Genomic DNA, 26,134 nt, shown 5'->3' on the forward strand with positions numbered 1-26,134 from the left:
GCGCCCATAGGCGCCGGCTCAATCTCCTTAGAAGTATCTCAACCTCTCTTCTCTCTGGAAGACAACAACCTTCAAAACCTTGCTCCCAATACCAGGTGCCTCAACATGGACAATATAAATTCCACTTGCAACCGGAACACCCGCATCATTTCTAAGGTCCCACCTCAAATACGGGCTGTCATCGCTCTTTTTTAATGTCCTGACGAGGTCACCAGCAACCGTGAATATCCTTATTGTGCATTCCTTCGGCAACCTCGTAAATGTTATGAATGATTCGGTTATCTCCTTCTCAAGCGGTGACGCACCAAAATATGGGTTCGGAACCGCATTCACAAGCTCAAGGTCACTCTTTGCTGTCTCAACACTATAAACAGGCGCAGAAGGCACCGTTATCTCAAAAACATCATTAACAGTGTTTGGATGATTTGCATAAATCTCAAGCTCATCCCCATCGCTAAATGCTACATTACCCCTACGATTCCAAGTCGCCATATACATAACTGGCAAATCATTAAACAATATATCATTCGCAAGATTATCATCTTGCGTCGTGCTGTATTCAACATCAAATATAAACAACCACTCGCGAGGACCACTTGCTGAAAGATTATCATAAGTATTGAAATCCCCAGGCCAGTATTTTCCATCAACCAAACCGTTTGCAACATTATTCTCCAAGAATCCGACCGCAAGCCGTCTTGGCGGGTCTTGCTCTATGTCATAAACAGCAAGCGGAACATTTGCCTGCCCATTAAGACCAAACTCCTGAAATGCATATCCACCAGCTGGATTCTTTATAAACGGAGCAAATTCATCGTTTAGCAGGTGGAAAATTTGCTCTTCTCAAGTATCTGTATCCAAAGGATGCATTTTGATGATCCGGGTCAAAATTTCCATCGGTATCGGTCGTTGCAAAAACAATTCGTATATTTCTCAATTTATCTGGTGTGACGACATCGCTGTGCTCATGTCCACTGACAAATATACCATATGGTGAAACATAACCAAACGCACCGTTAAATGTTAGTAAATGTTCAGGAATTCCCCAATCAAGAAGGCTAGCATTTGCCCAGGTCAATTTCCTTGTTCCCTTAGTCCAAGCCCAACCTTTTGGACCAGGTGGCGGTCCAATTACCTTAAACTGAATACCATCAACAACCGTATAATTTCCATCGCCACTTTGATTTGTCTGACCAGTGAGTTTTGTCTGATTTGCTGTCTTATCAATGAGTTTCCAAGTTATTTCACCTTCAACTTCCTCAAATCTAACTTCATAAGTGTGCCCTGTCAACTTCGTTGGGTCAACAACAAGTCCAAGTACCTCGCCATCACTTCTGCCCGATTTATGGACACCGATAATTGTGTCACCAACAGTTGCTGTATATCTTACCCCAGGGCTTACCGGTTTAGGAGTAACAGTGATTATATTAACAGCGCTCTCATAAAATCTTGGCACCCCATACGGATTGTAAGCATAAGCTGTAACAGCAAAGTAATAAGGTTTGCCGTTGACAAGCGGTTTATCGCTGAGATAATCTTTTTTAATCCTGAATGTCCTTTCAATTCCACTGTCAGTTCCTTTTACAACCGTCACCTCAATGTTTTCTCCTCTTACAGGGTCAAAAACCCAGTCCTTGATCTCTTTAACATCGTTTATAACATCAAAAACCGCAACTCTAACCGATTTAGTTGGCTGTGTTGGTGAATCAAATTGATAAATTATGTATCCCTCAAAAACATATTCCGTTGGATTTCCCTCAGGGTCACGGTCAATAAGGTCAACTTCTCTATACTCATCAATTCTGCTATCATATGGCCAATAAAGAACAATTTCTCTATCAAGCTCAGCGACTTGAACATTCGGGGATGGCGGTGTCGGAGGAAGTTGGAAATCAATATCATAAGCTGTTTGAGCAGCTTGATCTACCATTTTCAAAATCGTGACGCTGTTAACATTACTGGTGCCACGAGCGATCAACAAACCAAAAACTATTTCCTGTGTATCACCAGGAGCAAATGTAAATGGTCCATTTGACATAAGAAATCTTCTATCACCTGGGCTCAAAGTTGTTGGACCAACCCTTGTCCCATCAAGCCAGCCAGTCCCCGTTTCAGGATCACCCGTGAAAACATATCTTGTCTCCTGCCCAGTATTTGGATCAACATAAGGTGTCCCATCAGCAAGAAGACCTTTCATAAAGTTATACGCCTCATCTGCAAACTCAGGGTCACGATATGGATATGGCGCACCGTTCCAATAGAATGAGAAAGCATACATTGGGAGGTTTTTGTAACCTTTCCACCACTTCCCAAATGCCTTCGCAGAATCATTCGGGTCTCCCGTGTAAACCCTAACACCCTGGAAGAAATCCCTACCTATGGCAGGTGGCGCTTGACCATAAACATTATCATTGTTACTTGCATTATAACAATACCCAAGGCTAAGTGTTGTATCACACCCAACAAAATCATCACCAGCATATCCAAGATCTGGGTCATCCCACAAAGCAACAAATGTTGAATCGTAAGTTTGATTGCTCTTGTTAATTATCAACACCTTGACAAAGAACATATCGCCGAATGCATCAACCCTATTATAACCCCAAATCGTCATCTGAACCTCAAGCCCCATCGGAGCTGTTTTAAAGATATTATGCTGAGCTGGGTTTGCATCATTAAACACCATCCAAAGTGTTTGATCCCCCATCAAAAGCGGTCTATCAACGCCCCTTGTAAAGACACCATCACCATCAACATCCTCCCAAGGCGCCCCATCTTCAACCGGCCAATTCAAATAATCATCACCCGGATTGAAAAGGTCCGTCTTGTTTATCTTCCAAATCTTATACCTTGGATCTTCCGGATTATCAGGTGTCCCATCCGGTTTAATCTTACCGGGCTGAAATTCAACCTGATACTCTGCTGCTGCTGTTCTCAATTCTCCAGTTTCTCTAACCTTTCCAGCAATCCAAACCCCAGCTGCAAAGTCAGCCGTCTTATGCGAACCCTTCGGCCATTCAAGCCCAGCATCACCAGTCCTGTGATAGCTAACATATTGACCCGTGTTCTCAACATCAGCCGAAATCCTGTTCCCATCAAATTTTTCAAGAACAAGAACACTTGATTTCAAAAGCGAAGATATCTTGCTCCTTTCGGTGTTTTTTTCCTTTGCGTTAAGCAAAACAGAAAACAAAAGAACAAATAGAGTTAGAAAGGCAATTATTCTTTTCATTTCCGTCCTCCAAAAATTTTATTTTTAAAAAGTCAAAGAGCAAGTGGGCGTCTTAATTGACGCCCACTTAAGAAATTAAAGGTCAATCCTTAAACCTAATCTAACTTGCCTAGGTTCGCCAAAGTTGTATGGATGAGCCAACATATAGTTATACAATTTCACCGCCTCCGGACCATTGTTTTCCGCCCAAGCCATACCTTCTGGAGTCCTGAACCAACCATCAGCATCTGGCAAACCAGTTGAGTTGTAAACATTTATTACATTCTTTGAATCAAACAAGTTGATCACCCAAAGATAAACATCAAAGCTAATCCTACCTAACCTTATCGCCCTGTCAATCTTTAAATCAAGCTGGCTTGTCCAGGGACCATAGCCTGAGTTAACCGCAGCTCTTGGTATCTGCCAACCCGGTCCATAGATATAGCTCCTATACTCAACCGGTGTATACGGCAATCCACTTCCAAACCTAAACAACAAGTTTATACCGAAATACTCAAACGGTTTAATTCCAAACACGGTTGGTCCATCGCCCTTCTCAGTCCTGAAATCAACATTTATGCTTCCAGTATGTCTCTGGTCAAAGTCAAGAGGCGCAACAAATGTTGGGAAGTTTCCACCAAGCCAAGCTATATTAAAGTTTGTCGTCGCTGCTGAACCAGTCCCAGCTGCATATTGAAGCGTGTAGTTTATAAACGCTGCAACCCTGTTGGTCCTTCTCAAAGTGAAACTAAACGACAATCCCTTGATCGTCCCATAGTCACCGTTGACATACATAGCATAAGCCGTCGGTCTTGCAAGTATGTTCTGAATCTGAATCAAATCCCTTGTCTCTTTGTAATAAGCAGTTATATCAAAGCTTGCATTCCTTGTAATTTGCTGAGCAAAACCAACCTCATAAGCAACCGTCTTAGGTGGTCTCAAATTAGGATTACCAGCACGAATATAGTTACCAGACCTTATATACTGAGCGAACAATATCGTGCTCGTATAGAACAAGTTCAACTGAGGCGCCTGACTGAAAACACCATACTGAGCATGAAATACAGTCCTATCGGTAACCGGGAATGAAATTCCTAACCTTGGAGCGAAAATATAATACGGCTTTGACGCTTTGAAATTCGCATCTGAAAAATCATACCAGTCACCCTTTGACTCAAGTATAATATTCGTCGGATCAACAAGTTGGTCTGTGTTCGGATTGATATAATCAACACGCAAACCAAGGTTCAAAATCAACTCGGGCAACTCAATCTTATCCTGAATATATGCTGCACCAACAATGGGATGCTTGGCACCGTTCCTCCCAGTGTTAACCTCTTTTTTACCAGTCACATCATAACCAATAGTATTGACAAAAGCTGTTTGATAAATGTTTTCATCCGAACCTGTCGGATTTGTTCTCCTATTCTGCGCTATATCAAGCGCCCTCAAACCATAAACCCTGATCGTGTTATATCTGAAATCAAACCCTGCCTTGATCTCGTGAATTCTACCGATCTGATGCAAGATGTCAAACTTAACACCCCAATAACTTGACAAGTTCTTGCTATAGTTTGGATAAACCGTGTTTGGCTGAGCGAAAAGTGAAAACGGCCTAAACGGTTGATTTCTACCCCAGTCCCTAAGCTGTGGGTTCTTATCTTTATCTCCATATGACTCTATGTCATCCCACCAGAAATGATCACCCGTTTGAGAAAATGTCCTATACCAGCTGAACATCAATGTATAAAATGTTGAAGCAGAAATTGTATGTGTTAACTTAGCATAATATCCATGCGTTGTCTCTTCGGTCCTTGGCATTCTGTTATAGTTAAATGCGGAATAAGAATGAATGTATTCTCTATCCGTTCTGAAGAAAGATGTCCCACCAACCCTTAAGTTAAAGGGCTTAAAATCAAAAACGACATTCCCATTGAAAAGCCACCTTGAAGTGGAGTTACCTCTTAAGATGCCAGCAGGAATGTTGATGTTGAAGGTATCCTGCGCTTCAACAACCGTAGCTTGAACCCCGTTATAGAATGAGGGTCGTCTGTTTCTCATGAAAGTTCTCTCAAGCGCAAAGAAAAATCTTATCCTGTCAAAACCTGGCACAATCGGACCACCTAAACTCAATGAATACAAGCTGTAACCTTGTGAGTAAGCACCAGTAAGAACATTCTTCTTATGGAAGTTTGGATTGCCCGTCTCCCTGCTTCTAAAGAAACCACCATATTCATCGGTTATCACTTCAAGTGTAGCCGAGTATCTTGAACCACCTGTCTTCGTAGTCGTCACGACAACGCCCGACATAGCATAACCATATTCGGCATTGAAACCACCAGCTTGATATGAAACCTCCTCAATCGCTGTTGTTACAACTTCCCCAGTTCTCGCATAGTTATAAGGGTTATTGAAATAAACACCATCAACATAATATGCAACCTCTTCACTCCTACCGCCTCTGACGTAAATTGTCCCACCAACTTGAACTACACCGGTTTGAATTGCAACCACACTCGTATAACCACGCAACGGCATATTTTGAACATCTTCTGCACGAACAACCCTTATCTCGTTTGTTGCGTTCTTTTGAATAAGCGGTCTTTCAGCAACTACCTCAACCGTTGGAACCTGAATCGCCTCGCTTGGCAATTCAAAATTAACCTCCGTCGTCAAACCAACAGTGACACGGACATTTCTAATGGTTATCGTTTGATATCCAACATAACTTGCTTTTAATGTGTAAATTCCAGGCGGGACATTAAGTATCACATAGTTACCGTTTAGGTCTGTTGACGCACCAAGCGTTGTTCCCTCAATTATGACATTTGCCCCTATCAATGGCTCTTTCGTTTCTCTGTCAACAACTTTACCTGCAATTTTACCGACTTGCGCCAACAATAACCCCGGAAGGATAAGCATCACGGTGAGAATTAACAATTTGCGATACATATCTTTACTCCTCCTGATATGTTTGTTTTAAATTTGGAAAGCCGTTAAGCGGGAATTATCATCACAGAAGCAACATAAAGACAAGACAACAAACTGTAACATTTCACTCAACCTCACGCGAAAATTTTGTTTTAAATTCTCGTTCTCATCAAACCAATTAAAATATAACACATAAATTTTTCTTTGTCAAGTTTTCCCAAGCCCTTTTTTATGAATGCCATCAAAAATTGTGCCACAATTACAACTTGACGACCCTGACATCAAAAATCCCATCAACGGATGATATCTCCTTCAAAACTTCCTGAGGTATCTCGCTATCAACGCTCATGACCGTTAAAGCCTTTTGACCTACCCCATATCTACCGAGAGAAAGACCTGCAATGTTAATATTTGAACGAGCAAGGATTGAGCTTACCGCAGCGAGCATCCCGGGTCTATCAATGTTTGAATAAACAAGTAGAATGCCCTCCGGCTTGAATTCAAAATGAAATTCATCCATTCCAACAATTCTGACATCGCTGTTTCCGAAACAAGTTCCCGAGATGGACCTCGTTTCCTTGTCAGTTTTAACCTCAAAATTTAAAAGATATGTGTAATTGCCCCAGCTCTCCCCGGTCTTCTCACTTATGTTAAGCCCCATTTCCTTTGCCAAAACGGGAGCGTTTATGTAATTTATCGGCTCACTCATCAAATAATTCAACAGACCCTTCAAAAATGCCGAGATCAAAATCTGTGAAGAATTTTTCAAGACATCACCTGTAAATGAAGCCCTGATACTTAAAAGTTTACCCTTTAAAAGTTGCGCATGCAAAAGCCCGATCTTCTCTGCAAGCAAAAGATATGGTTTTATCTCTTCATTCATAGCAAGTTGCAAAATTTCCGCATTCACAGCCCCAACAATAGCACGACCTTTTAAAGCATCCGCAATTTGATGCGCTATCTGAATTGCAACCTTCTCCTGCGCCTCTTCAGTAGCTGCTCCAAGATGCGGAGTTACTATAACCTTTGGATGCTTTATCAAGGGATGGTCCTTGGGCGGTGGCTCCTCGGAAAAAACATCAAGCGCAGCACCAGCAACCTGACCCGATTCTATCGCCTCAAGAAGAGCCATCTCATCAATTATCCCTCCCCTGGCACAATTTATAATCCTAACCCCCCTTTTACACTTTGCAAGCTCTTCACGCCCAATCATTCCCCTTGTCTCATCATTCAAAGGCACATGAACAGTTATAAAATCGCTCCGCCTGTAAATCTCATCAAGATTTGAAACAAGCTCAACCCCAAACTTTAACGCAACCTCCGAGGATAAAACAGGGTCATATCCTATTACATTCATCCCAAATGCCTTACACCTGAGTGCAACCTCGCGACCTATCCGCCCAAGCCCAATTATACCGATCGTTTTACCATATAGCTCAACCCCCATAAACTTCTTTCTTTCCCAATTCCCTGCCTTAAGGTCATCATTCGCCTGCGGTATGTTTCTAGCAAGCGCAAGAATTAAACTCATAGTATGCTCAGCGGTTGAAATCGTATTTCCACCCGGTGTGTTCATAACGATTATCCCCCGCCTCGTAGCTGCTTCAACATCAATGTTATCAACCCCAACCCCAGCTCGTCCGATTATCTTCAAATTCCTTGCCTCATTGATTATGTCAGCCGTAATCTTAGTCCCGCTTCTTACAATCAAAGCCACATAATCGTTTATTATCCGCTTTATCTCATCACGCGGAATCCCTGGCTTAAGGTCAACTTCAAAACCTTCACCTTTTAAAATGTTAACACAACTTTCCTCAATTGGATCTGTTATCAAAATCTTCATACCCAAACAAAAAATTTATTTTCAATGACAACAATTTGGAAATTCATCGTCTTCGTTCCTTTTTTCAACCACGCCTTCAAACTCAGCGAAAACCCTTTGAACAGCCCTAACGCCATCGCCAGGATTAAACCCCTCATAACCGACATCCTTTAAAGCCATCTCAAGCGCAGATATAACACCAACTATATCAAGCTCATCGTAATATCCAAGATGTGAAATTCTAAAAATTTTATCCTTCAAATGCTCCTGTCCACCAGCAACCGTTATCCCATATTTATACTTTAAAACCTTTTGAAATTCTTTTCTATCAATTCCGTCCGGGAAATAAACGGCTGTCACGGCATGCGAAGGTGGATGTCCAAACAATCTAAGTCCAAGCGCTTTGCAACCTTCTCTGACGGCAAGCGAAAGTTTTTCATGTCTTATCCATATATTCTCCAAACCCTCTTCCCTTATCATCTTCAAAGCCACATCAAGCGCAACTATAAGCGCAATACCCGGAGTCCAAGGCGTATCCCCATTTTGGAGTGCCTTTTTAGCTTTCTTCAAACTGAAATAATACTTCGGCAAATTGGAACGCTCAACCATCTCCCAAGCTCTTTCACTCAACGCTATGAACGAAAGCCCTGGCGGTATCATCAACCCTTTCTGTGAACCTGTGATGACAACATCAAGCCCCCACTCGTCCATATACAGCTCATGCGCACCAACAGAGGTTATACCATCAACGACCGTAACAGCGTTTGAATTCTCGCTGACAATCTTTGCTATCTCCTTAACATCAGTAAAAACCCCAGTTGATGTCTCGCTATGCGTCAAGAAAACTGCTTTGACATCAGGATTTCTCTTTAATTCCGTTTCAATTTCTTCAGGTGTGACAGCCCTCCCCCATTCAATTTTAATTTCAATTGCCTCTACTCCATATGCCCTGCATATCTCCCCCCATCTTTCTCCAAATTTCCCACCATTGACAAATATCGCCTTATCACCACTTGAAAGCAAATTTGCAACAGCTGCCTCCATAGCCCCAGTCCCACTGCTCGTCAAAGTATAAACATCTTGCTTCGTCTGGAAAAGATATTTTAAGTTTTCATTAACCCTTGAAAAAATCTCAATAAATTCCGGATTCCTGTGATGAATTATCGGTTGAGCAAGTGCAAGCGAAACTTCCTCTGGAATAGGCGTCGGTCCAGGTGTAAAAAGTCGCTTTTTCATCTTTTCCTATTTCTCCACCTTTGTTTTTTTGAAAATAAAAATTTTGAAAGCCATTGTCAAGAGCTTCTTAAACTTTTGATATTTGCATAAAAAATTTTTTAATTTTAAATCAAAAAGGGCAAAAATGATTGATCTAACTGGGCGAGTCGCCTTGATCACAGGCGGTTCAAGAGGAATTGGAAGGGCAACCGCAATTTTATTCGCAAAGGCAAATGCAGATGTAGCGATCACTTATCTAAAAAACGACGAATCAGCAAACCAAGTCATCAAACAAATTAAAGAACTTGGAAGAGAAGCAATAGCTGTGAAAGGAAATGTCGGTAAAAGCGAAGATGTAAAAAGAATGGTCAAAGAAGTCCTTGAACGCTTCGGAAAAATTGATATACTCGTGAACAACGCTGGAATATGGACATACGGCGCTATCGGCGAGATGAGCGAAGAAACTTGGGATGAAACGATGGAAGTGAACTTGAAAAGTGTATATCTGTTTTCAAATGAAGTCGTCCCCATAATGAAAAAACAAAAATGGGGAAGGATTATAAACATCTCCTCAACCGCTGGTCAACGGGGAGAAGCATTTCACTCACATTACGCTGCATCAAAAGGTGCAATAATTGCCTTTACAAAATCACTTGCTGTTGAACTTGCGAAATATAACATACTTGTAAACTGTGTTGCCCCCGGCTGGGTGAACACTGACATGTGCGCTGAGGTCTTCAGCGATCCAAATTTCGTTGAACAAGTAAAAAGCACAATCCCACTAGGAAGAATTCCAGAACCAGAGGAAATCGCAGGACCTATAGTTTTCCTTGCGTCCGAACTCGCAAACTGGATAACTGGAGCAACGATAAGCGTAAATGGTGGCTCAGTCCTTTGTTATTAAAAATAAACGAACCCAATAAAAATGGAAAAATCAAAAACAAATCCAAACAAAGATTCTTATGGGAAAAATCTAATGGGAATTGAAATTTTTGTCCGCTCTTTAATTGAAGAAAATGTTGAAGTTATCTTCAGTTGCCCTGGAAACGCAGTCCTCGGAATACTTGATGCTATACTTGAAATCTCCGAAATTAAAATTGTGCTAACAAGACATGAACTTGGGGCGGTTTTTTCAGCAAGTGGTTATGCAAGGGCAACGGGAAAACCAGGAGTTGTGCTTGCCTCCTCAGGACCTGGAGCGTCAAACCTCGTAACTGGAATAGCAGATGCAAATATGGACTCTGTTCCACTGGTCATTTTCACAGCACAAGTTCCAACAAAATTAATTGGGAACGAGACATTTCAAGAAGTTGACATAGTTGGGATAACAAGACCTATAACAAAACATAATTTCCTTGTCACTAAAATAGAAGAATTGACAAACATTATAAAATCCGCTTTTTACATTGCAACAACCGGCAGACCAGGTCCTGTATTGGTTGATTTGCCAAGGGATATACTCGCTGAAAAGTTCACATTTGACTATCCCGAAAAAGTGAACCTTCGCGGTTATAACCCAATCTATTCGGCACACTCAGGGCAAATAAAAAGAGCAGCAGAGATAATAAACAATTCTTCAAGACCTGTTATAATAGCAGGTGGTGGTGTCATCATAAGCAATGCCTTTGGTGAATTGAGGGAGCTCGCAAGGAGAATAAACTCACCAGTTACAACTACACTTATGGGTCAAGGTGTTTATCCCGAGGATGACCCTCTATCACTTGGTATGCTTGGGATGCACGGAACTTGGTATGCAAACACTACTGTAAACGAGTCCGACTGCGTAATTGCCATCGGCTCACGGCTTGATGAAAGAGTTACAGGGGACTTCAACAAATTCGCTCCAAAAGCAAAAAAAATTCATATTGATATTGACCCAGCTTCAATAAGCAAAAATGTCAAAGCCGATGTTCCAATCGTCGGCGATGTCAAGGACGCTTTAAAAAAACTAATCCCTCTTGTGAAAAATTTAAATAACGAAGAATGGCTATCGCAGATCAAAAAATGGAAAAACGAACATCCTTTGAAATACAAAGCAACCGATAAGGTCTGCGTTCAATTCGTGATTGAAAAGTTGAGGGACTTAACAGGAGCAAACGCAGTCATAGTCACAGATGTTGGACAATTCCAAATGTGGACAGCTCAGTTTTTCAAATTTCTATACCCGAGAACACACATAACAAGTGGTGGACTTGGAACAATGGGATTTTCACTCCCCGCCTCAATAGGTGTTGCAACAGCAATAAAAGATAGACCAGTAATATCAATCAATGGAAATCGCGGTTTTCAAATCAACCTGCAAGAACTTGCAACAATCAAGGCATACAACCTCCCGATCAAAATTTTAATTTTTAACGATGAACACATTGACATAACAAGACAATGGCAAGAACTACATTGGAGGAAAAGATTTGACGAGATTTTAATTGACAGTTCATGCCCCGATTTTACTAAAATAGCAGATGCTTATGGGATTCAAAGCTTTAAAGTTGAATGGGCAAGCGATGTTGAACCGACTTTGAAAAAGGCGCTCGCATTGAAAGATAAGCCAGTGTTAATTGAGTTCAAAACAATCTACGAGGAAAATATCTACCCGTATATCCCAATCGGAGGAAGTGTAAGCGATATAATTGAAGGAGGGAAATAAAATGAGACACACAATATCAATCCTCGTTGAAAACAAATTCGGTGTCCTGACAAGAATTGCTGGTCTTTTTAGTGCAAAAGGATACAACATTGAAAGTATATCCGTTGGACCAACCGAAGACCCGTCAATTTCACGGATGACAATAGTTACAAATGGGGACGACGACCAAATTGAACAGATAATAAAACATCTAAACAAATTGATTGACATACTCAAAGTCGTTGACTTGACAAATGAACCATTCGTTGAAAGGGAACTCGCCCTGATAAAAGTCAAGGTTAATCCATACACGAGAGGCGATGTAATCCAAATCTCTGATATTTTTAGAGCGAAAGTCGTTGATATAGGACCGACCACTTTAACTGTTGAGGTTACTGGGAAAAGTGACAAAATAACCGCAATGATAAATATGCTTGCGCCGTATGGGATTGTTGAACTTGCAAGGACTGGAGCTGTTGCCCTGAAGCGGGAATTTAAAGGTGAAGTTTACAGCTCAAAGGAGATAAAATTGATAAAGAAAAAATCACGCCAAAAGCCAACTGAGGACACCGAAAAAGGTTAGTTGTTTTTTAGTCACGCCAAATTTAAATTATCATTGATAATAAAGTTAAAAGGTAGATGAAAGAATTTTCAAATATACTTGTTTGCAGAACGGATAAAATTGGGGATTTGGTTTTGACCTTGCCCGTCGCAAATGCCTTGAGGGATAATTTCCCAAATGCAAATATAACTTTCCTCGTCAGCAAATACGCAAGTGAAATCGTTCAAGGTCACAAAGCAATTAACGATGTCATGATTTATGAACCTGAAATTAGCGTTTTTGAACTTGCGAAGGAGATAAGAAAAAGAAAGTTTGACCTTGCGATAGTAGTTTTCCCCGTCTTCAAAATCGCACTTGCACTTTGGATTGCTCGCGTGCCCATTAGGGTCGGCACAGGATACCGAATTTACTCGCTTCTTTTCAATGAAAGGGTTTACGAACACAGAAAATATGCACAAAAACACGAAGTTGAATATAACTTGAACCTAATAAAGAAAATCGGGGCTGAGGTCAAAGAAATAGAATTTGACCTCTTCATTCCAGATTCAGCTTTTGAAAAGGTCAAAAACATCTTATCCAAACATGGCTTAAGTGAAAAAAACTTCATCATAGTCCACCCCGGAAGCAAGGGTTCGGCGAGAGATTTAAAACCCGAAAGGTTTAAAGAACTCGTCAAAATTTTAAGTCAAGAGGGCTTTAAAATCGTCCTGACAGGTAGTGACAAAGAAAAAGAACTCACAAGCTTTGTGGCTGGCGATTTTAAAAATGTCTACAATTTCTCAGGTCTTTTCAACTTAAAAGAACTTTCAGCTCTGATCAAATTATCTTCGCTTTTTATATCAAACTCAACTGGACCTCTTCATATCGCAAGTGCCATTGGAACCCCAGTCATTGGATTTTATCCACCGATAAAAGTTATGAGCCCAAAGCGATGGGGTCCTTATACAAGCGAAAAACTCATATTCACACCAAGTCTTCCATTTGAATGTCAGAAATGCATCGGAGAAAAATGCAAGTTCTTTGACTGTATGGATTTGATAAATCTAAACGAAGTCGCAAAATCAATAAAAGAAAAACTCAGTGTTAATGTATAGCTTTTTCATAATTTTCACCATTTTGAACTTTTTCACGCAGGAGATAAAAATATTTGAAAGCAGAAAAATTGAACATAACGCTTTTAAAGTCGGCGAAAGATTGCTTTACGATGTGAAATATAAATTCATCAAAGTTGGCGAAGCAGAGGTTTCAATCCCAGAGATAATTGAATATAACGGGCGAAAATGTTACAAAGCTGTTTTTCGCGTCTGGTCCTTGCCTTTCTTCTCTATCTTCTATAAGGTTGACGATAGATATGAAACATATATTGATGTTGAGGGAATTTATCCGTGGAGATTTGAACAAAGGATAAGGGAAGGGAACTATAAACATGATTTCTTCGCCGAGTTTGACCATATAAATCTTTTAGCCAAAACATCAGAGGGAATTTATCCAATCCCGCGATATGCTCAAGATGTCTTCTCTGCTTTCTACTACGCAAGAACACAAGATTACTCGGATAAAAGAGTTGGAGAAAGGGTTAAACTTGAAAACTTCTACAAGAACAGAACTTATCCGCTTGAAATAAAATACCTTGGAAAGCAAACCGTAAAGGTCAAAGCTGGAACATTCAATTGCGTTGTAGTTGAACCGTTGATAGTTGAAGGTGGGTTATTTAAAGCGAAGGGGAGATTTCTGCTTTGGATTACAGACGATGATAAAAAAATTCCGGTGAAGATGAACGCCGAAATCCCAATCGGTAGCATTGATGGCGAACTAAGGGAGTTTTACGGAATTGAAAAGATAAACGCAAAAATTGATTGATGAGATCAAAATACGAGAAAATTGACCTTTCAAAGGTAAGGACGATTTCAATACAAAACAGACGAAGCAAGGTTAACACCTCTGAATTTGCAAAGGTATTTGACCCGAAGACGCAAAGTTTTTCGGATTTTATTGACTCACTTCCTGACATATTGGTTGCAAAGGACTTGAAAATGCTCGTTGATAAAATTGTGAATGCACACAAGAAAAACAAACTTGTCATCTTTTTAATTGGTGCACATGTGATAAAGGTTGGGCTTGCACCTTTGTTAATTGAACTTGGTAAAATCGGCGTAATAAAAGCACTTGCGATGAATAGCGCAACCGCAATCCACGATGTTGAAACGGCGCTTTTCGGACAGACATCTGAAGATGTGGCGGAAAATATAATGGATGGAAGCTTCGGAATGGCAAAGGAAACGGGTGATTTTATAAACTTAACGCTGAAGGAATATTGTGAAAATTCCGATCTCGGCTATGGCGAAGCGCTCGGTAAGAAACTAAACGATATAAATGCGCCAAATAAAGATTACAGCGTTCTCGCTTCATATTACAACTTGGACATACCAGTCACAGTTCACGCAGCAATTGGAACAGACATAGTTCACCAACAACCCACGATGGATGGTTCAGCAACAGGAGAAATGAGCTTCAGGGATTTCAAAATTTTGTGCAATGTTCTCACACAGCTTGATAGCGAAAGCGTCGTCGTAAATATCGGCTCAGCGGTGATAATGCCGGAGGTTTTCCTCAAGGCATTAACCGTTGTCCGAAACCTTGGATATAACGCTTTCGGCTTCACCACAGCAAACTTTGATATGTTAAGACACTATAGACCAACTGTCAATGTAGTTCAACGCCCAACTCAAGGCGGTGGAACTGGTCTCATGATAACAGGACATCACGAGATAATGATACCTCTTCTTGTAGCAATGATAAAAAGTAAAATTTAAGGACAAATGGAAGAAAATACGGAGAGAAGAAATTCCTTAAGGTCATCGCCAATAACTATGACATTTATAGCTCTTGGGACGGTGTTCGTCCTATATCAATTTTTCGGCTCTGGGTTGACATTTCTTTTGTTCGGTGGATTGAACGAAAGAAACGCTCAAGGGTTTCGCCTTATGACGATGCTATCCCAATTTCTTTTTATTTTTGTCCCGACATTGTTTTTCGCACGATGGCAGGAAGTTGGATTCAAAGAAATTTTTAAATTAAAAGCGCCGAATTTACTTGAGATCCTCATTGTAATTGTTGGAACGCTATCGCTTCAGAGCATCGCCCAGATTTACCTCTATATTCAAGAGTCAATTATTCCGATTGATAAATTATCCCCTATATTTGAAACCCTCCGTAAAATGATGGAACGAACATATTCAATTTTAATATCTGCAAAATCACCGCTTGAATTTGCCTATGTTGCTCTTGTCGTAGCTCTCACACCAGCAATTTGTGAAGAATTTCTATTCAGGGGTCTTGTTCAATACAATCTGTCAAAAGCGACAAACCATAAACTCGGCTTTATAATAACCGGTGTGATTTTCGCAATGTATCACGCAAATCCATTTAGCTTTATACCATTGATAGCGCTTGGGATTTACTTTGGCTACCTCGTTTATAAATCTGGAAGCATATTTCTCGCAATGCTTGCTCATTTCGTAAATAATTTCACCGCTGCTTATTCATATTTCAAATTCGGTCGTGAAGGTCTCGTCTTAACCTCGGGCTCTATGCTTTTTATGACAGCTTTCTTTTCAATGGCAATTTTTATCGCATCAATCTATGCGCTTGAAATTCTAAACCAAAACAAAACCCAATCTTAAAAATGCCCAAGTGCCCCCTTTGCGGCTTCACTTACCCCGATGGAGTAAATGTATGCCCCGACTGCAACATAAACCTGATTGATGAAAAACCTGAAATATGCATATATTGTGGCGCTGAAATTGAACCAGGGCTTTTATATTGCCCTGAATGCGGTAAAATTTTCACATTAAGAATTTTTGATCCCGAAGATGAAATTGAATGCGAGGAACACATAAATAGACCCGCCGTTGGAATCTGTGTGATTTGTGGTAAACCCGTGTGCGGTGAGTGCTCAATTGAAGTTGATGAAAAAATCTACTGCAAGGAAGGAAATCACAGACAATACGATGAGGACTGGGTCGTGGTTTATACAACGCAATATGAATATGAAGCGGAAATGCTCAAAGCAAACATAGAAAGCGCAGGTATCCCTTGCGTCGTCTTCTCAACAAAAGACCATTCATACTTCGTGACGGTCGGTTTCGGAATAGTGAAAATCCTCGTCCCGAAAAATCAAAAAGAAATCGCATTGAAAATTATTGAAGACCTACGCTATAGAGATGAAAACCTTTACGAATAAAGTAGGGTTGAGAAATTGAATAACTTAACAGTAAGGGTCATCGTCGCAATTTTCGGCATCCCATTCATACTTTTTGTGACCATTTTCGGGAAATACCTTTTCCTCGCCTTCGTCTTCATAATCTCTTCCCTTGCAACATTTGAATACTACACACTTGTTGAGAAGAAAAACTCCTCACCGATATTTTACATCGGTATTATCTCAATTTTCCTGATTGACTTGGCATTTTATGCGGGTAATCACGAACGAATCGTGACATTTTTAATTCTTGCTGTCTTGTTAACCGGACTCATAGAACTATTTAGAAAACCGTCATCTCAAAATTGGTCCTCCATCTCAAATCTTGCCACCGAGATATTCCCGATACTTTACATCGGATTATCACTTGGAACTTTGATTGGGTTGAGGGAATTAAAAAGCGAAAATTATCTTGAAAATGGAATTTTTATAATTTCAATCCTTGCGATAATTTGGATTTGTGATACCGCAGCGTATTTCATTGGGAAATCAATCGGCAAAAGAAAACTTTACGAAAGGGTGAGCCCAAAGAAAACCGTTGAAGGATTCATCGGCGGTTTAATCTTCGCATTGCTTTCCTCTTTCGGCGCAAAACTTTGGGTCCTGAAACAAATAAATCACCTTGACGCTTTTGTCATCGGTTTGATCGTCGGAATTTTCGGACAACTCGGTGATCTCATTGAATCCCTGATAAAAAGAGATGCACAGGTTAAGGACTCATCAAATTTAATCCCAGGTCACGGCGGTGTTTTTGACAGATTTGACAGTTTGATATATGTAGCTCCGCTTGTTTATCTTTATATGACGAATTTCAAATAAACCAATATAACACAAAGTGAGAAACGGAAAGAAAAAAATCCACATTTTAACGCTCGGTTGCCCCAAAAACCTTGTTGACTCCGAAATTTTAATGAGCAAGTTAAAAAATAAATTTCAAATCGCTGAGAAACCCGATAAAGCGAGTATAGTCATAATAAACACCTGCGGTTTTATTGAATCAGCAAAGCAAGAATCAATTGATAAAATTTTTGAGATGGTTGAATTAAAAGAGAAAGGCAAAGTTGAAAGCGTCTATGTGATGGGTTGCCTATCGGAAAGATACAAAAATGAGCTTGAAGATGAAATCCCTGAGGTAGATAAATTCTTTGGTGTTGAAAAGTTTGATGAGATACTTAACACTCTTGGAGTTGATCGTAAATATGAGCTACTTGGTGAAAGAGAACTTCTCACACCAAGACATTACGCATACCTTAAAATTTCCGAAGGATGCGATAACCCCTGTTCATTTTGCGCCATACCACTAATTCGTGGGAAACACATAAGCAGACCAATTGAAGAAATAATAAAAGAGGCAAAAAAACTCGCTTGGAAAGGCGTCAAAGAAATTATCATCATAGCACAGGATACAACCTATTACGGAATTGATATTTATGGAAAGAGAAAACTCCCCGAACTTTTAAACCAACTCTCGGAGATAGACGGAATTGAATGGATTCGCTTGATGTATACATTCCCTGCTAAATTCCCAATTGAAATTCTTGACATAATGGCTCAAAACCCAAAAATTTGCAAATACATTGATATCCCAATCCAACATATATCAGATAAAATTTTAAAGTCAATGAGACGCGGGATAACAAAAAGAAAAACAATTGAACTCCTTGAGAAAATAAGGGAAACGGTTCCAGAAGTAGCCATAAGGACGAGTTTGATAGTTGGTTATCCGGGTGAAACAGAAAAGGAATTTGAAGAGCTTCTTGACTTCGTTTACACTTTCAAATTTGATCGTCTTGGTGTCTTTACATATTCTCAAGAGGAGGGGACAAAAGCTTTTGAACTCGGTGACCCTGTTCCACCCGAAGAGAAAGAAAGAAGAATGGCATTGATAATGAACGCACAACATGATATAATCGTTGAAAAGAACGAAAAAATGATTGGAAGGAAAATCAAGGTTTTAATTGATAGAAAGGAAGGAGATTTTTACATAGGGCGAACGCAATGGGATGCCCCGGAGATTGACCTTGAGGTTTTGGTTGAAGGTAACGGGATCAAGATAGGAAACTTTTATGAGGTTGAAATTTACGATATTTTTGAGTATGATTTAATAGGCAAGGTCGCAACAGAAACAAAACCAGTTTAGATTTTGTTGAATTTTTTAGAACAAAAATTAATTTACCGATTTAAAATCGGGTGGAAAAAGATGAAAAAGTTAATTTTAATTTTGAGCGTTTTAATATGTGCGGTATCATTTGCGCAGGTTGAAACAAGCTTGCCGAGGAGCTATTCCGAACCGCAGTTTTATTTCAACGCCCTAAACTTCGCTGGTGACTTGAGCGAAAATGAAAGCAGAGTTGATCTCTATGTACAAGTACCGTATGAGTTCCTTCAATTTACAAAGGGAGACAATTATTACAGCGCAAAATATGAAGTAACAGTCAGCATATTCACACCCAAGGGAAAACTTGTAACTGAGAAGGGATGGACACACGAGGTAAAGACGAACAATTTCAACGAGACAATATCAAGAGCTTACTGGGATGTATCAAGTTCTTTTATAAAACTTCCGCTTGGCGATTACAAAATTTCAGTCCAAGTTATTGACCTTGATACGAAACGCGGTTTTAGGAAAGAAGGATTCGTAACAGTGCGTAACTTCACTAAGAATCCAATAACGATGAGCGATATCATGATGGTTTCATCCGTAAAAATTGAAAACGAGACGAAAACGATAATCCCAAACATTTCAAAGACGATCACATCTACAAATCAGAACTTTTACCTTTTCTTTGAGGTCTATAACAACACCGACAAAGACGATTCAATAAATATCACATACAAAATCAACCGCATAAAGAAAAAGAAGAAAATTGAATCCATAAATGTTTACTCCGGTGGAGCAACGGAATTCGTAAAACCGGGGAAAAATTCAATCATAGTTGAAGTTAAAAATCCGAACCTTGGTTTTGGAGATTACGTCATTTTCGTTGAAGCTCGGCTCAAATCAAACTCCGATAATTACTCCATCGCTCAAACGCCTTTCTTAGTTAGATGGCATGAATTCCCCGAGCTGATCTCCGACCTTGATAAAGCGATTGAACAACTTGTTTACATCGCTAAACCCGAGGAAATCAATTACATAAAGTCAGCGCAGGACGAAGCCGAAAAAGAAAGAAGATTCCTTGAATTTTGGCGCAAAAAGGACCCGACGCCTAACACTTTGAAAAATGAATTAATGGAAGAATACTACGGAAGAGTTAAGTATGCAAATGAGCATTTCAGTCACTACATTGAAGGATGGAAAACCGATATGGGAATGGTCTATATAATTTTCGGTCCCCCAAGCAGTGTTGATAGACATCCCTTTGACATTGACAGCAAACCATATGAGATATGGTATTACTATGAGATAAACAGAAGGTTCATCTTCCTTGATGAAACTGGATTTGGTGACTATCGTTTGATAACACCTCTTTGGGATGAATGGACGAAAAACATCTGGCGTTAATCAAAAAAATTCCACACAACGCCAAATCTCAAACTTCTATCTTGCATCGGATAAAACAATGCGGTCATGTATTTGACATTTGTCACATTTGCAAGGGTTAAAAATATAACCGCGTTCTTGATTCTCCCACTTAAAAATAAATCCAACACAGTAAATCTTTTTAACTTGATATCGCTTTCTGCGAAAATAAAATCACGATTGATAAATTTATACCCCCAAAATTCAGCTGATGATTTAAACCTTGCACCCGTTTTCAGATCAAGAGTTCTCGTCAATCTACCCTCAAAGTAAATTTCACCAGTCAGAAAATATCTTGGATAAGGTCTCGTTATTTTATTAAGCGAAACCGATTGTTTCAAATCAATCCCAAATTTCCAAATCTTAAAAATTGAATTAATTTGTAGAAATGTCCTGCGCAAGTTCGCTATGTAAAATGTTGAATCGTGAAAAATTATCCCATTTGAAATTGACCTGTTTTGAACCTTAAAGCTCAAAATCACACCTTTCGTTTCATATTCAGCGCTGATCTCATATATGCGATGCCTTTCGGCTTCGGAAAGACCGGTCACGCTTTGCTCAATCAAAGTTGGAACTCTGTATGAAAGCGAAAATCCACCCTTAAACTTGAAGTTTTTAAAATTGTTTCCAAACCCAGCGCCATAGTTTACAAGAAATTGCCCATTAACATCATCAACCTTAACGAAAAGAGAAGGTTTTAAACTTTGAAAGTTTCCTTCAAGTTCAAGAGACGAAGAGAAAAGAAAAATTTCTTTTCTGAACCCCGATGACGGAATAATAAGCCCATTTCTTTGTATCTCAAGACCAGCATTTAAATTAAAAAGCCGAACCTGCTTTGAAAAATTTAACTTAAAACCGTATAAAGATGAATTTCTTTCCACTGAAACACGCTTGGATAAAAATTCATCAGTTTGAAAGGTGTGGTAAACGATCAGCGATGCATTGAGAAGCGAATCAACCATGTAATTTGATACAAGTGTTAAGTCATTCCTTTCAATTGCAAGGTTTGCAACGCTATCAACAACAGGTGCGAGCCTCTCGTTATAAAGCGTTTCATCGCCAATGTTTGATGGATTTTGAACATAAATTCCACCGTTCAGGGCGGTCTTCGTCCTCGTATAAATGTTAAGAAGGGAAAAACTCATATTTCTAAGCGGTTTCCAAAAAACATTTCCGAAGATGTTCCAAGAATCGTATTGTGAGTTCAAAAATCTCCCAGCCGATGTCCCTCTTCTAAATCCAACCGCAAAATTTAAATCCCGTCGGAAATTGTGCGTAAAACTCCCATCGGTTACAATCAAGTCGTAAGCATCCTCAACATATCTTATCCTTGTGATTGGTCTGGGCGTGAATATATTCTTAAACGAAAAATTGACAACGCTTGAGCTTGCGTTTTGAAACATTGACGCATTGAAATCATCTATCAACTCAATAAGATAAACATTGTCAACAGGAACCATGTTAAGAAATTGATATGGATAAATGTAGCCGTTCAAGGTTCTCCCGTTAAGAAAAAATTGACAACCCCTCATATCCATAAAGTTGAAGTTGAGATTTACCGGTTTCCCATTCTCCCCGAGTTCATTTGAAAAAGCACCGAACTTCAATGTTAGAATATCAGTTGCAAACTTATAATCCATCATCTCAAAAAGCCCAAGGTTCAACTCCCGTCCCAAGCCGATCCTTCCGATAATAAATGTAGAGAAGAACTTCGTTGTGTCGGTTTTTGTTTGAGATATTAAACTTTGAGACAACAGAAGAAACATAAGGAATAAAACTTGCATTTTACAAAACTTTGTCGTTTATTATCTTTGAGAATGAATTTATGAAACGATGCAAAAATTTACAACGAGTTTAATTTGACAAAATGGATTTGAATTGTTTATATTAGGTTAAGGGAAGTTGTTCTTGAGAAAAAAAAGATTGAACACAAACAAAGGAAGATAAATTAAACCATGGAAGGCAACTTTTCTAATCGGGTTCAGGAAGTTATAAGGTTGAGTCGTGAAGAAGCATTACGACTTGGACACGACTACATAGGGACAGAGCATCTACTGCTTGGGATAATAAGAGAGGGTGAGGGTCTTGCGGTCAAGATACTTCGCAATCTCGGGTGTGATCTTTACAAGCTCAAAAAAGCGATTGAGGACACGGTTAGAACTCCCGGAGGGACGCTTGTCATGGGGAGTTTGCCATTGACAAAGCAAGCGGAAAAGGTTTTGAAGATAACTTATCTTGAGGCAAAGCTCTACAAGTCGGATGTGATTGGAACTGAACATCTCCTCCTTTCAATTTTAAGGGACGAGGACAATCTCGCATCCCAAATTTTGAGGCAATTTGGTATAACTTATGAAGCTGTGCGAAATGAACTTGACAATATATTGAGTGGGAAATCCAATGTCACGGAAAGGGCAAGATATGCTGAAACAACAAAGGCACAGGAACGCACGAAAACGCCTGTGCTTGACAATTTCAGCCGTGATTTGACGAAATTGGCTCTTGAAGGAAAACTTGACCCTGTGATAGGAAGGGACAAGGAAATAGAGAGAGTGGCGCAAATTTTAAGCAGAAGGAAGAAAAATAATCCCGTCTTAATAGGAGAACCCGGGGTTGGGAAAACAGCCATAGTTGAGGGACTTGCCCTTAGAATAGTTCAGAAAAAGGTTTCAAGGGTTTTACAGAACAAAAGAATTGTTCAACTTGATCTTGCTGCGCTTGTTGCGGGTACAAAATACAGGGGTCAATTTGAAGAAAGAGTTAAAGCGATTTTAAACGAGCTTGAAAAAGCAAGAGATGTAATTTTATTCATTGATGAGCTACATACAATTGTAGGAGCTGGTGGAGCTTCTGGCTCGCTTGATGCTTCAAATATGTTCAAACCCGCTCTCGCAAGAGGTGAACTTCAATGCATCGGCGCAACGACACTTGATGAATATAGACAATACATTGAAAAGGATGGGGCGCTTGAGAGAAGATTTCAAAAAGTTATGATTGATCCGCCAAGCGTTGAAGAAACAATCTACATCTTGATGAACATCAAAGACAGGTATGAAGAACATCACAATGTCAGATACACTGAAAAGGCAATTGAAGCAGCTGTTAGATTAAGTGACAGGTATATAACCGATAGATACTTGCCCGACAAGGCAATTGATGTCATGGACGAAGCCGGCGCAAGGGTTCATCTCTCACACATAGTTGTTCCAAAGGAAATAGTTGAGCTTGAAGAGGAGATTGAAAAAATCAGACAAATGAAAAATCAAGTTGTCAGGAATCAGGATTTTGAACAAGCTGCGAGATTGCGTGACCTTGAAAAGAAACTTTTAAGCGACCTTGAAATCGCAAAGAGAGAATGGGAAATAAAAGCGCAAAGCATGGTCTTTGAAGTCACCGAGGAAGACATAGCAGAAGTAGTTGCGATGATGACAGGAATACCTGTTAATAAGATAAGTCAATCTGAGTCCGAGAAGTTGATAAACATGGCTGAGGAATTGAAAAAACAAGTTGTAGGTCAGGATGAGGCAATTGATAAATTGACACGCGCCATAAGAAGAGCAAGAGCTGGTCTAAAGGACCCACGCAGACCCATTGGCTCTTTTATATTCCTTGGACCAACTGGGGTTGGAAAGACAGAACTCGCAAAAGCCCTTGCAAGATATCTTTTTGACACGGAAGATGCCTTGGTAAGAATTGATATGAGCGAATATATGGAAAAGTTTAATGTATCACGCTTAATAGGTGCTCCCCCAGGATATGTCGGCTATGAAGAAGGCGGACAGTTAACCGAAAAAGTCAGAAGAAAACCATATTCTGTTGTCTTGTTTGATGAAATTGAAAAAGCTCATCCAGATGTTTTCAACATATTGTTACAGGTCCTTGATGACGGACAATTGACGGACAGTTTGGGGAGAAGAGTTGACTTCAGGAACACGATCATAATAATGACATCAAACATTGGAACGAGAGATATAAAGGTTACTGGTGGAATTGGCTTTGGGATTGGGGAAACGCCAAAGGATAGATTTGAAGCGATGAAAGCTACGATTGAGGAAGCTGTAAAAAGGGTTTTCAGCCCCGAGTTCCTGAACAGAATTGATGAGATAATTATATTCAAACCTCTTGAGAAAGAACACATAATGCAAATCGTTGATATAGCGATTCAAGATATTTTGAAACGTCTTAAGACGATGAACATGACGCTTGAATTGACCCGAAGTGCGAAAGAATTTCTTGCTGAAAAGGGTTATGACCCTGCATTTGGTGCAAGACCTTTGAAGAGAGCAGTTCAAAAGTACCTTGAGGAGCCATTATCTGAAGAGATTTTAAAGGGTAAATTCGCCTCCGGAAGCGTCATAAAAGTTAAGTTATCCAAAAATCGCGATGAGCTCGTCTTCTACGATGCGAGCAAACAAAAAGGAGAGCCAGAAGAACTTGCGGAAGAGGAAAAATAAACTTTCCTAATTATGCAGTTTTCCCAAATTTCAACCGAACAGGTTTTAAACATCTTCAAGGAAACGGGGGCTTTACTTGAAGGTCACTTTTTATTGACTTCGGGGCTACACAGCCCCAAGTATTTTCAATGCGCAAAGGTTCTTCAATACCCTGAATATGCAGAACTCTTATGCAGGCAAATTTCAAGACACTTTTATACAAGTGAAGTTGAACTTGTGATTTCTCCAGCTGTGGGTGGGATAATTGTTGGATATGAAGTAGCAAGACAGCTTGAGGCAAGAAATATATTCGCTGAAAGGGAAAGTGGGGTTATGAAATTAAGACGGGGTTTTGAAATAAAACAAGGGGAAAGAGTTTTGGTCTGTGAAGATGTTGTTACAACTGGTGGAAGTGTTTTTGAGGTGATTGAACTTGTAAAAAACGCCGGTGGGAAATTGATCGGCGTCGGATGTATAGTTGACAGAAGCGGTGGTAAAATTGACTTCGGGACAAGATTCTCCGCTGTGATACGACTTGAAGTTCCATACTTCAAACCCGAAGAATGCCCACTCTGTAAAGAGGGTGTAGAACTTGTAAAACCAGGAAGCAGAGGAATTTATTAAAAAATCAACCTTATCCATGTCAGGGGAAAACCTCAAGGGAAATATGAAGCTTAAAAAACGGAATGTGATCTACCGTGGGAAAGTTTTTAACATAATAGTTGATGAGCTTGAATACTTTAAGTCAGGGAATCACACTATCCGTGAAGTCGTTGAGCACCCAGGTGGTGCTGTTATTTTAGGGATTCTCCCGGATGAGAAAATCATACTCATAAAACAGTACAGATATCCGATAGATAAATTCATATACGAGCTTCCAGCTGGAAAACTTGACCCCGGGGAGGACCCTAAAATTTGTGCGATAAGGGAGCTTGAGGAGGAAACAGGGTTTAAACCTGCTGAGATTGAGCTTTTAACCTACATTTATACAAGCCCTGGCTTTTGTAGCGAAAAACTTTACATTTATCTTGCCACAAATCTTCAAAAAGTTAAGCAAAACCTTGAAGAGGGGGAACTTATCTCAGTTGAATTTAAAACCATTGATGAAGCAATTGAAATGATCTTAAATGGTGAAATCGTTGACGCTAAATCAATAGTTGGGATAATGGTCGGTGAAAAAATTTTGAAAAGGAAATGGGCGAGGAGATAAAAAATGGAAATCGGCAATTTAATGTTGAAATGAAAAAATGCATCTTCAAAGGCTGTCAAGGGGAGCTTGAAGAGATAAGTTACTACGAACGGAACAACTGGATCACAGTTGAATATCAATGTAAGAAGTGCAAGAGAAAATTTACGGTGAAGATAGAAACATAAGAAGTGGGCGGTAGAGGATTTGAACCTCTGACCTCTTGCATGTCAAGCAAGCGCTCTAACCAGGCTGAGCTAACCGCCCAAAACTTGCATTATTAATATAAAAACTTGGGGCATAAAAATCAAATAAAAAGTTAATTTGACTTTCAATTTTGAAATCATTATATTTACATCGTGGACTT

At 39.7% G+C, this 26,134-nt stretch carries 21 protein-coding genes and 1 tRNA gene; 15 read left to right on the plus strand and 7 right to left on the minus strand.

The window, feature by feature from the left end; translation table 11 throughout:
- Window positions 1-27: 27 nt before the first annotated feature.
- The 5 genes from FKZ43_RS04895 to FKZ43_RS04915 form a co-directional block, all read right to left on the minus strand.
- Window positions 28-678 (minus strand): T9SS type B sorting domain-containing protein, encoded by a 651-nt coding sequence (locus tag FKZ43_RS04895; protein WP_140944759.1) that lies wholly within the window; start codon window positions 676-678, stop codon window positions 28-30.
- 133 nt (window positions 679-811) lie between these two features.
- Entirely contained in the window at window positions 812-3,232 is a 2,421-nt protein-coding gene (locus FKZ43_RS04900; RefSeq protein ID WP_140944760.1) for a hypothetical protein, read from the minus strand.
- A gap of 75 nt (window positions 3,233-3,307) precedes the next feature.
- Entirely contained in the window at window positions 3,308-6,163 is a 2,856-nt protein-coding gene (locus FKZ43_RS04905; RefSeq protein ID WP_140944761.1) for a TonB-dependent receptor, read from the minus strand.
- A 238-nt stretch (window positions 6,164-6,401) separates the two neighbouring features.
- Window positions 6,402-7,985 (minus strand): phosphoglycerate dehydrogenase, encoded by a 1,584-nt coding sequence (gene serA, locus FKZ43_RS04910; protein WP_140944762.1) that lies wholly within the window; start codon window positions 7,983-7,985, stop codon window positions 6,402-6,404.
- A gap of 21 nt (window positions 7,986-8,006) precedes the next feature.
- Complete coding sequence (locus FKZ43_RS04915) at window positions 8,007-9,200, minus strand: pyridoxal-phosphate-dependent aminotransferase family protein (protein ID WP_140944763.1); 1,194 nt, start codon at window positions 9,198-9,200, stop codon at window positions 8,007-8,009.
- A gap of 124 nt (window positions 9,201-9,324) precedes the next feature.
- On the opposite strand from FKZ43_RS04915, the gene FKZ43_RS04920 reads away from it, so the two are divergent.
- The 11 genes from FKZ43_RS04920 to FKZ43_RS04970 all read left to right on the plus strand — a co-directional run bounded on the left by FKZ43_RS04920 (window position 9,325) and on the right by FKZ43_RS04970 (window position 20,133).
- Window positions 9,325-10,083 carry an SDR family NAD(P)-dependent oxidoreductase gene (locus FKZ43_RS04920; protein WP_140944764.1) on the plus strand — a complete coding sequence of 253 codons (759 nt, stop codon included), beginning with the start codon at window positions 9,325-9,327 and terminating at the stop codon, window positions 10,081-10,083.
- Between the two features lie 72 nt (window positions 10,084-10,155).
- Window positions 10,156-11,826 (plus strand): biosynthetic-type acetolactate synthase large subunit, encoded by a 1,671-nt coding sequence (ilvB, locus tag FKZ43_RS04925; RefSeq protein ID WP_235894692.1) that lies wholly within the window; start codon window positions 10,156-10,158, stop codon window positions 11,824-11,826.
- Between the two features lies 1 nt (window position 11,827).
- Window positions 11,828-12,388, plus strand: coding sequence for an acetolactate synthase small subunit (gene ilvN, locus FKZ43_RS04930; RefSeq protein ID WP_140944766.1), 561 nt, complete (start codon window positions 11,828-11,830; stop codon window positions 12,386-12,388).
- A 56-nt stretch (window positions 12,389-12,444) separates the two neighbouring features.
- Window positions 12,445-13,461 (plus strand): glycosyltransferase family 9 protein, encoded by a 1,017-nt coding sequence (locus FKZ43_RS04935; RefSeq protein WP_140944767.1) that lies wholly within the window; start codon window positions 12,445-12,447, stop codon window positions 13,459-13,461.
- Complete coding sequence (locus FKZ43_RS04940; RefSeq protein ID WP_140944768.1) at window positions 13,454-14,227, plus strand: DUF3108 domain-containing protein; 774 nt, start codon at window positions 13,454-13,456, stop codon at window positions 14,225-14,227. The genes FKZ43_RS04935 and FKZ43_RS04940 overlap by 8 nt, the downstream gene beginning before the upstream one ends.
- On the plus strand, window positions 14,227-15,180 hold the full coding sequence (locus FKZ43_RS04945; protein WP_140944769.1) for a GSU2086 family protein: 954 nt from the start codon (window positions 14,227-14,229) through the stop codon (window positions 15,178-15,180). The genes FKZ43_RS04940 and FKZ43_RS04945 overlap by 1 nt, the downstream gene beginning before the upstream one ends.
- 6 nt (window positions 15,181-15,186) lie before the next feature.
- Entirely contained in the window at window positions 15,187-16,050 is an 864-nt protein-coding gene (locus tag FKZ43_RS04950; RefSeq protein ID WP_140944770.1) for a type II CAAX endopeptidase family protein, read from the plus strand.
- Window positions 16,051-16,052: 2 nt separating this feature from the next.
- Window positions 16,053-16,610 (plus strand): putative signal transducing protein, encoded by a 558-nt coding sequence (locus FKZ43_RS04955; protein ID WP_140944771.1) that lies wholly within the window; start codon window positions 16,053-16,055, stop codon window positions 16,608-16,610.
- A gap of 15 nt (window positions 16,611-16,625) precedes the next feature.
- Window positions 16,626-17,447 carry a phosphatidate cytidylyltransferase gene (locus tag FKZ43_RS04960; RefSeq protein WP_140944772.1) on the plus strand — a complete coding sequence of 274 codons (822 nt, stop codon included), beginning with the start codon at window positions 16,626-16,628 and terminating at the stop codon, window positions 17,445-17,447.
- Window positions 17,448-17,463: 16 nt separating this feature from the next.
- Window positions 17,464-18,768 carry a 30S ribosomal protein S12 methylthiotransferase RimO gene (gene rimO, locus FKZ43_RS04965; protein ID WP_140944773.1) on the plus strand — a complete coding sequence of 435 codons (1,305 nt, stop codon included), beginning with the start codon at window positions 17,464-17,466 and terminating at the stop codon, window positions 18,766-18,768.
- 60 nt (window positions 18,769-18,828) lie between these two features.
- Window positions 18,829-20,133: a GWxTD domain-containing protein gene (locus tag FKZ43_RS04970; protein ID WP_140944774.1), complete on the plus strand. Its 1,305-nt coding sequence runs from the start codon at window positions 18,829-18,831 to the stop codon at window positions 20,131-20,133.
- On the opposite strand, the gene FKZ43_RS04975 is transcribed toward FKZ43_RS04970, so the two are convergent.
- The gene (locus FKZ43_RS04975; RefSeq protein ID WP_140944775.1) at window positions 20,130-21,935 is read right to left on the minus strand and encodes a putative porin; all 1,806 of its coding nucleotides are present in this window, start codon (window positions 21,933-21,935) and stop codon (window positions 20,130-20,132) included. The genes FKZ43_RS04970 and FKZ43_RS04975 overlap by 4 nt on opposite strands.
- Window positions 21,936-22,106: 171 nt before the next feature.
- Here FKZ43_RS04975 and FKZ43_RS04980 point away from each other — a divergent pair, with 171 nt between their 5' ends.
- Genes FKZ43_RS04980 through FKZ43_RS04995 form a run of 4 tightly spaced genes read left to right on the plus strand, consistent with a single transcriptional unit; the run spans window position 22,107 to window position 25,955 of the window.
- Window positions 22,107-24,602, plus strand: a complete 2,496-nt coding sequence (locus FKZ43_RS04980) for an ATP-dependent Clp protease ATP-binding subunit (protein ID WP_140944776.1) — start codon at window positions 22,107-22,109, stop codon at window positions 24,600-24,602.
- Between the two features lie 27 nt (window positions 24,603-24,629).
- Window positions 24,630-25,205: an orotate phosphoribosyltransferase gene (gene pyrE, locus FKZ43_RS04985; RefSeq protein WP_140944878.1), complete on the plus strand. Its 576-nt coding sequence runs from the start codon at window positions 24,630-24,632 to the stop codon at window positions 25,203-25,205.
- A 43-nt stretch (window positions 25,206-25,248) separates the two neighbouring features.
- A complete protein-coding gene (locus tag FKZ43_RS04990) occupies window positions 25,249-25,791 on the plus strand; it encodes an NUDIX hydrolase (RefSeq protein ID WP_235894694.1) in 543 nt (180 codons plus the stop codon).
- Window positions 25,776-25,955 carry a hypothetical protein gene (locus tag FKZ43_RS04995; RefSeq protein WP_140944778.1) on the plus strand — a complete coding sequence of 60 codons (180 nt, stop codon included), beginning with the start codon at window positions 25,776-25,778 and terminating at the stop codon, window positions 25,953-25,955. Before FKZ43_RS04990 ends, FKZ43_RS04995 begins: the two co-directional genes overlap by 16 nt.
- Before the next feature lie 4 nt (window positions 25,956-25,959).
- On the opposite strand, the gene FKZ43_RS05000 is transcribed toward FKZ43_RS04995, so the two are convergent.
- Window positions 25,960-26,034: transfer RNA gene (locus FKZ43_RS05000), tRNA-Val, on the minus strand.
- Between the last annotated feature and the right edge of the window lie 100 nt (window positions 26,035-26,134).

This window comes from Candidatus Thermokryptus mobilis, assembly GCF_900070205.1.
Taxonomy (GTDB): domain Bacteria; phylum Bacteroidota; class Ignavibacteria; order Kryptoniales; family Kryptoniaceae; genus Kryptonium; species Kryptonium mobile.

Excerpts from the sequence above, each read along its gene's own strand:
- FKZ43_RS04900 (WP_140944760.1), bottom strand. The coding sequence starts at position 3,232 with ATGAAAAGAATAATTGCCTTTCTAACTCTATTTGTTCTTTTGTTTTCT.
- FKZ43_RS04905 (WP_140944761.1), bottom strand. The coding sequence starts at position 6,163 with ATGTATCGCAAATTGTTAATTCTCACCGTGATGCTTATCCTTCCGGGG.
- serA (WP_140944762.1), bottom strand. The coding sequence starts at position 7,985 with ATGAAGATTTTGATAACAGATCCAATTGAGGAAAGTTGTGTTAACATT.
- FKZ43_RS04915 (WP_140944763.1), bottom strand. The coding sequence starts at position 9,200 with ATGAAAAAGCGACTTTTTACACCTGGACCGACGCCTATTCCAGAGGAA.
- FKZ43_RS04920 (WP_140944764.1), top strand. The coding sequence starts at position 9,325 with ATGATTGATCTAACTGGGCGAGTCGCCTTGATCACAGGCGGTTCAAGA.
- ilvB (WP_235894692.1), top strand. The coding sequence starts at position 10,156 with ATGGGAATTGAAATTTTTGTCCGCTCTTTAATTGAAGAAAATGTTGAA.
- ilvN (WP_140944766.1), top strand. The coding sequence starts at position 11,828 with ATGAGACACACAATATCAATCCTCGTTGAAAACAAATTCGGTGTCCTG.
- FKZ43_RS04935 (WP_140944767.1), top strand. The coding sequence starts at position 12,445 with ATGAAAGAATTTTCAAATATACTTGTTTGCAGAACGGATAAAATTGGG.
- FKZ43_RS04940 (WP_140944768.1), top strand. The coding sequence starts at position 13,454 with ATGTATAGCTTTTTCATAATTTTCACCATTTTGAACTTTTTCACGCAG.
- FKZ43_RS04945 (WP_140944769.1), top strand. The coding sequence starts at position 14,227 with ATGAGATCAAAATACGAGAAAATTGACCTTTCAAAGGTAAGGACGATT.
- FKZ43_RS04950 (WP_140944770.1), top strand. The coding sequence starts at position 15,187 with ATGGAAGAAAATACGGAGAGAAGAAATTCCTTAAGGTCATCGCCAATA.
- FKZ43_RS04955 (WP_140944771.1), top strand. The coding sequence starts at position 16,053 with ATGCCCAAGTGCCCCCTTTGCGGCTTCACTTACCCCGATGGAGTAAAT.
- FKZ43_RS04970 (WP_140944774.1), top strand. The coding sequence starts at position 18,829 with ATGAAAAAGTTAATTTTAATTTTGAGCGTTTTAATATGTGCGGTATCA.
- FKZ43_RS04975 (WP_140944775.1), bottom strand. The coding sequence starts at position 21,935 with ATGCAAGTTTTATTCCTTATGTTTCTTCTGTTGTCTCAAAGTTTAATA.
- FKZ43_RS04980 (WP_140944776.1), top strand. The coding sequence starts at position 22,107 with ATGGAAGGCAACTTTTCTAATCGGGTTCAGGAAGTTATAAGGTTGAGT.
- FKZ43_RS04990 (WP_235894694.1), top strand. The coding sequence starts at position 25,249 with ATGAAGCTTAAAAAACGGAATGTGATCTACCGTGGGAAAGTTTTTAAC.
- FKZ43_RS04995 (WP_140944778.1), top strand. The coding sequence starts at position 25,776 with ATGGGCGAGGAGATAAAAAATGGAAATCGGCAATTTAATGTTGAAATG.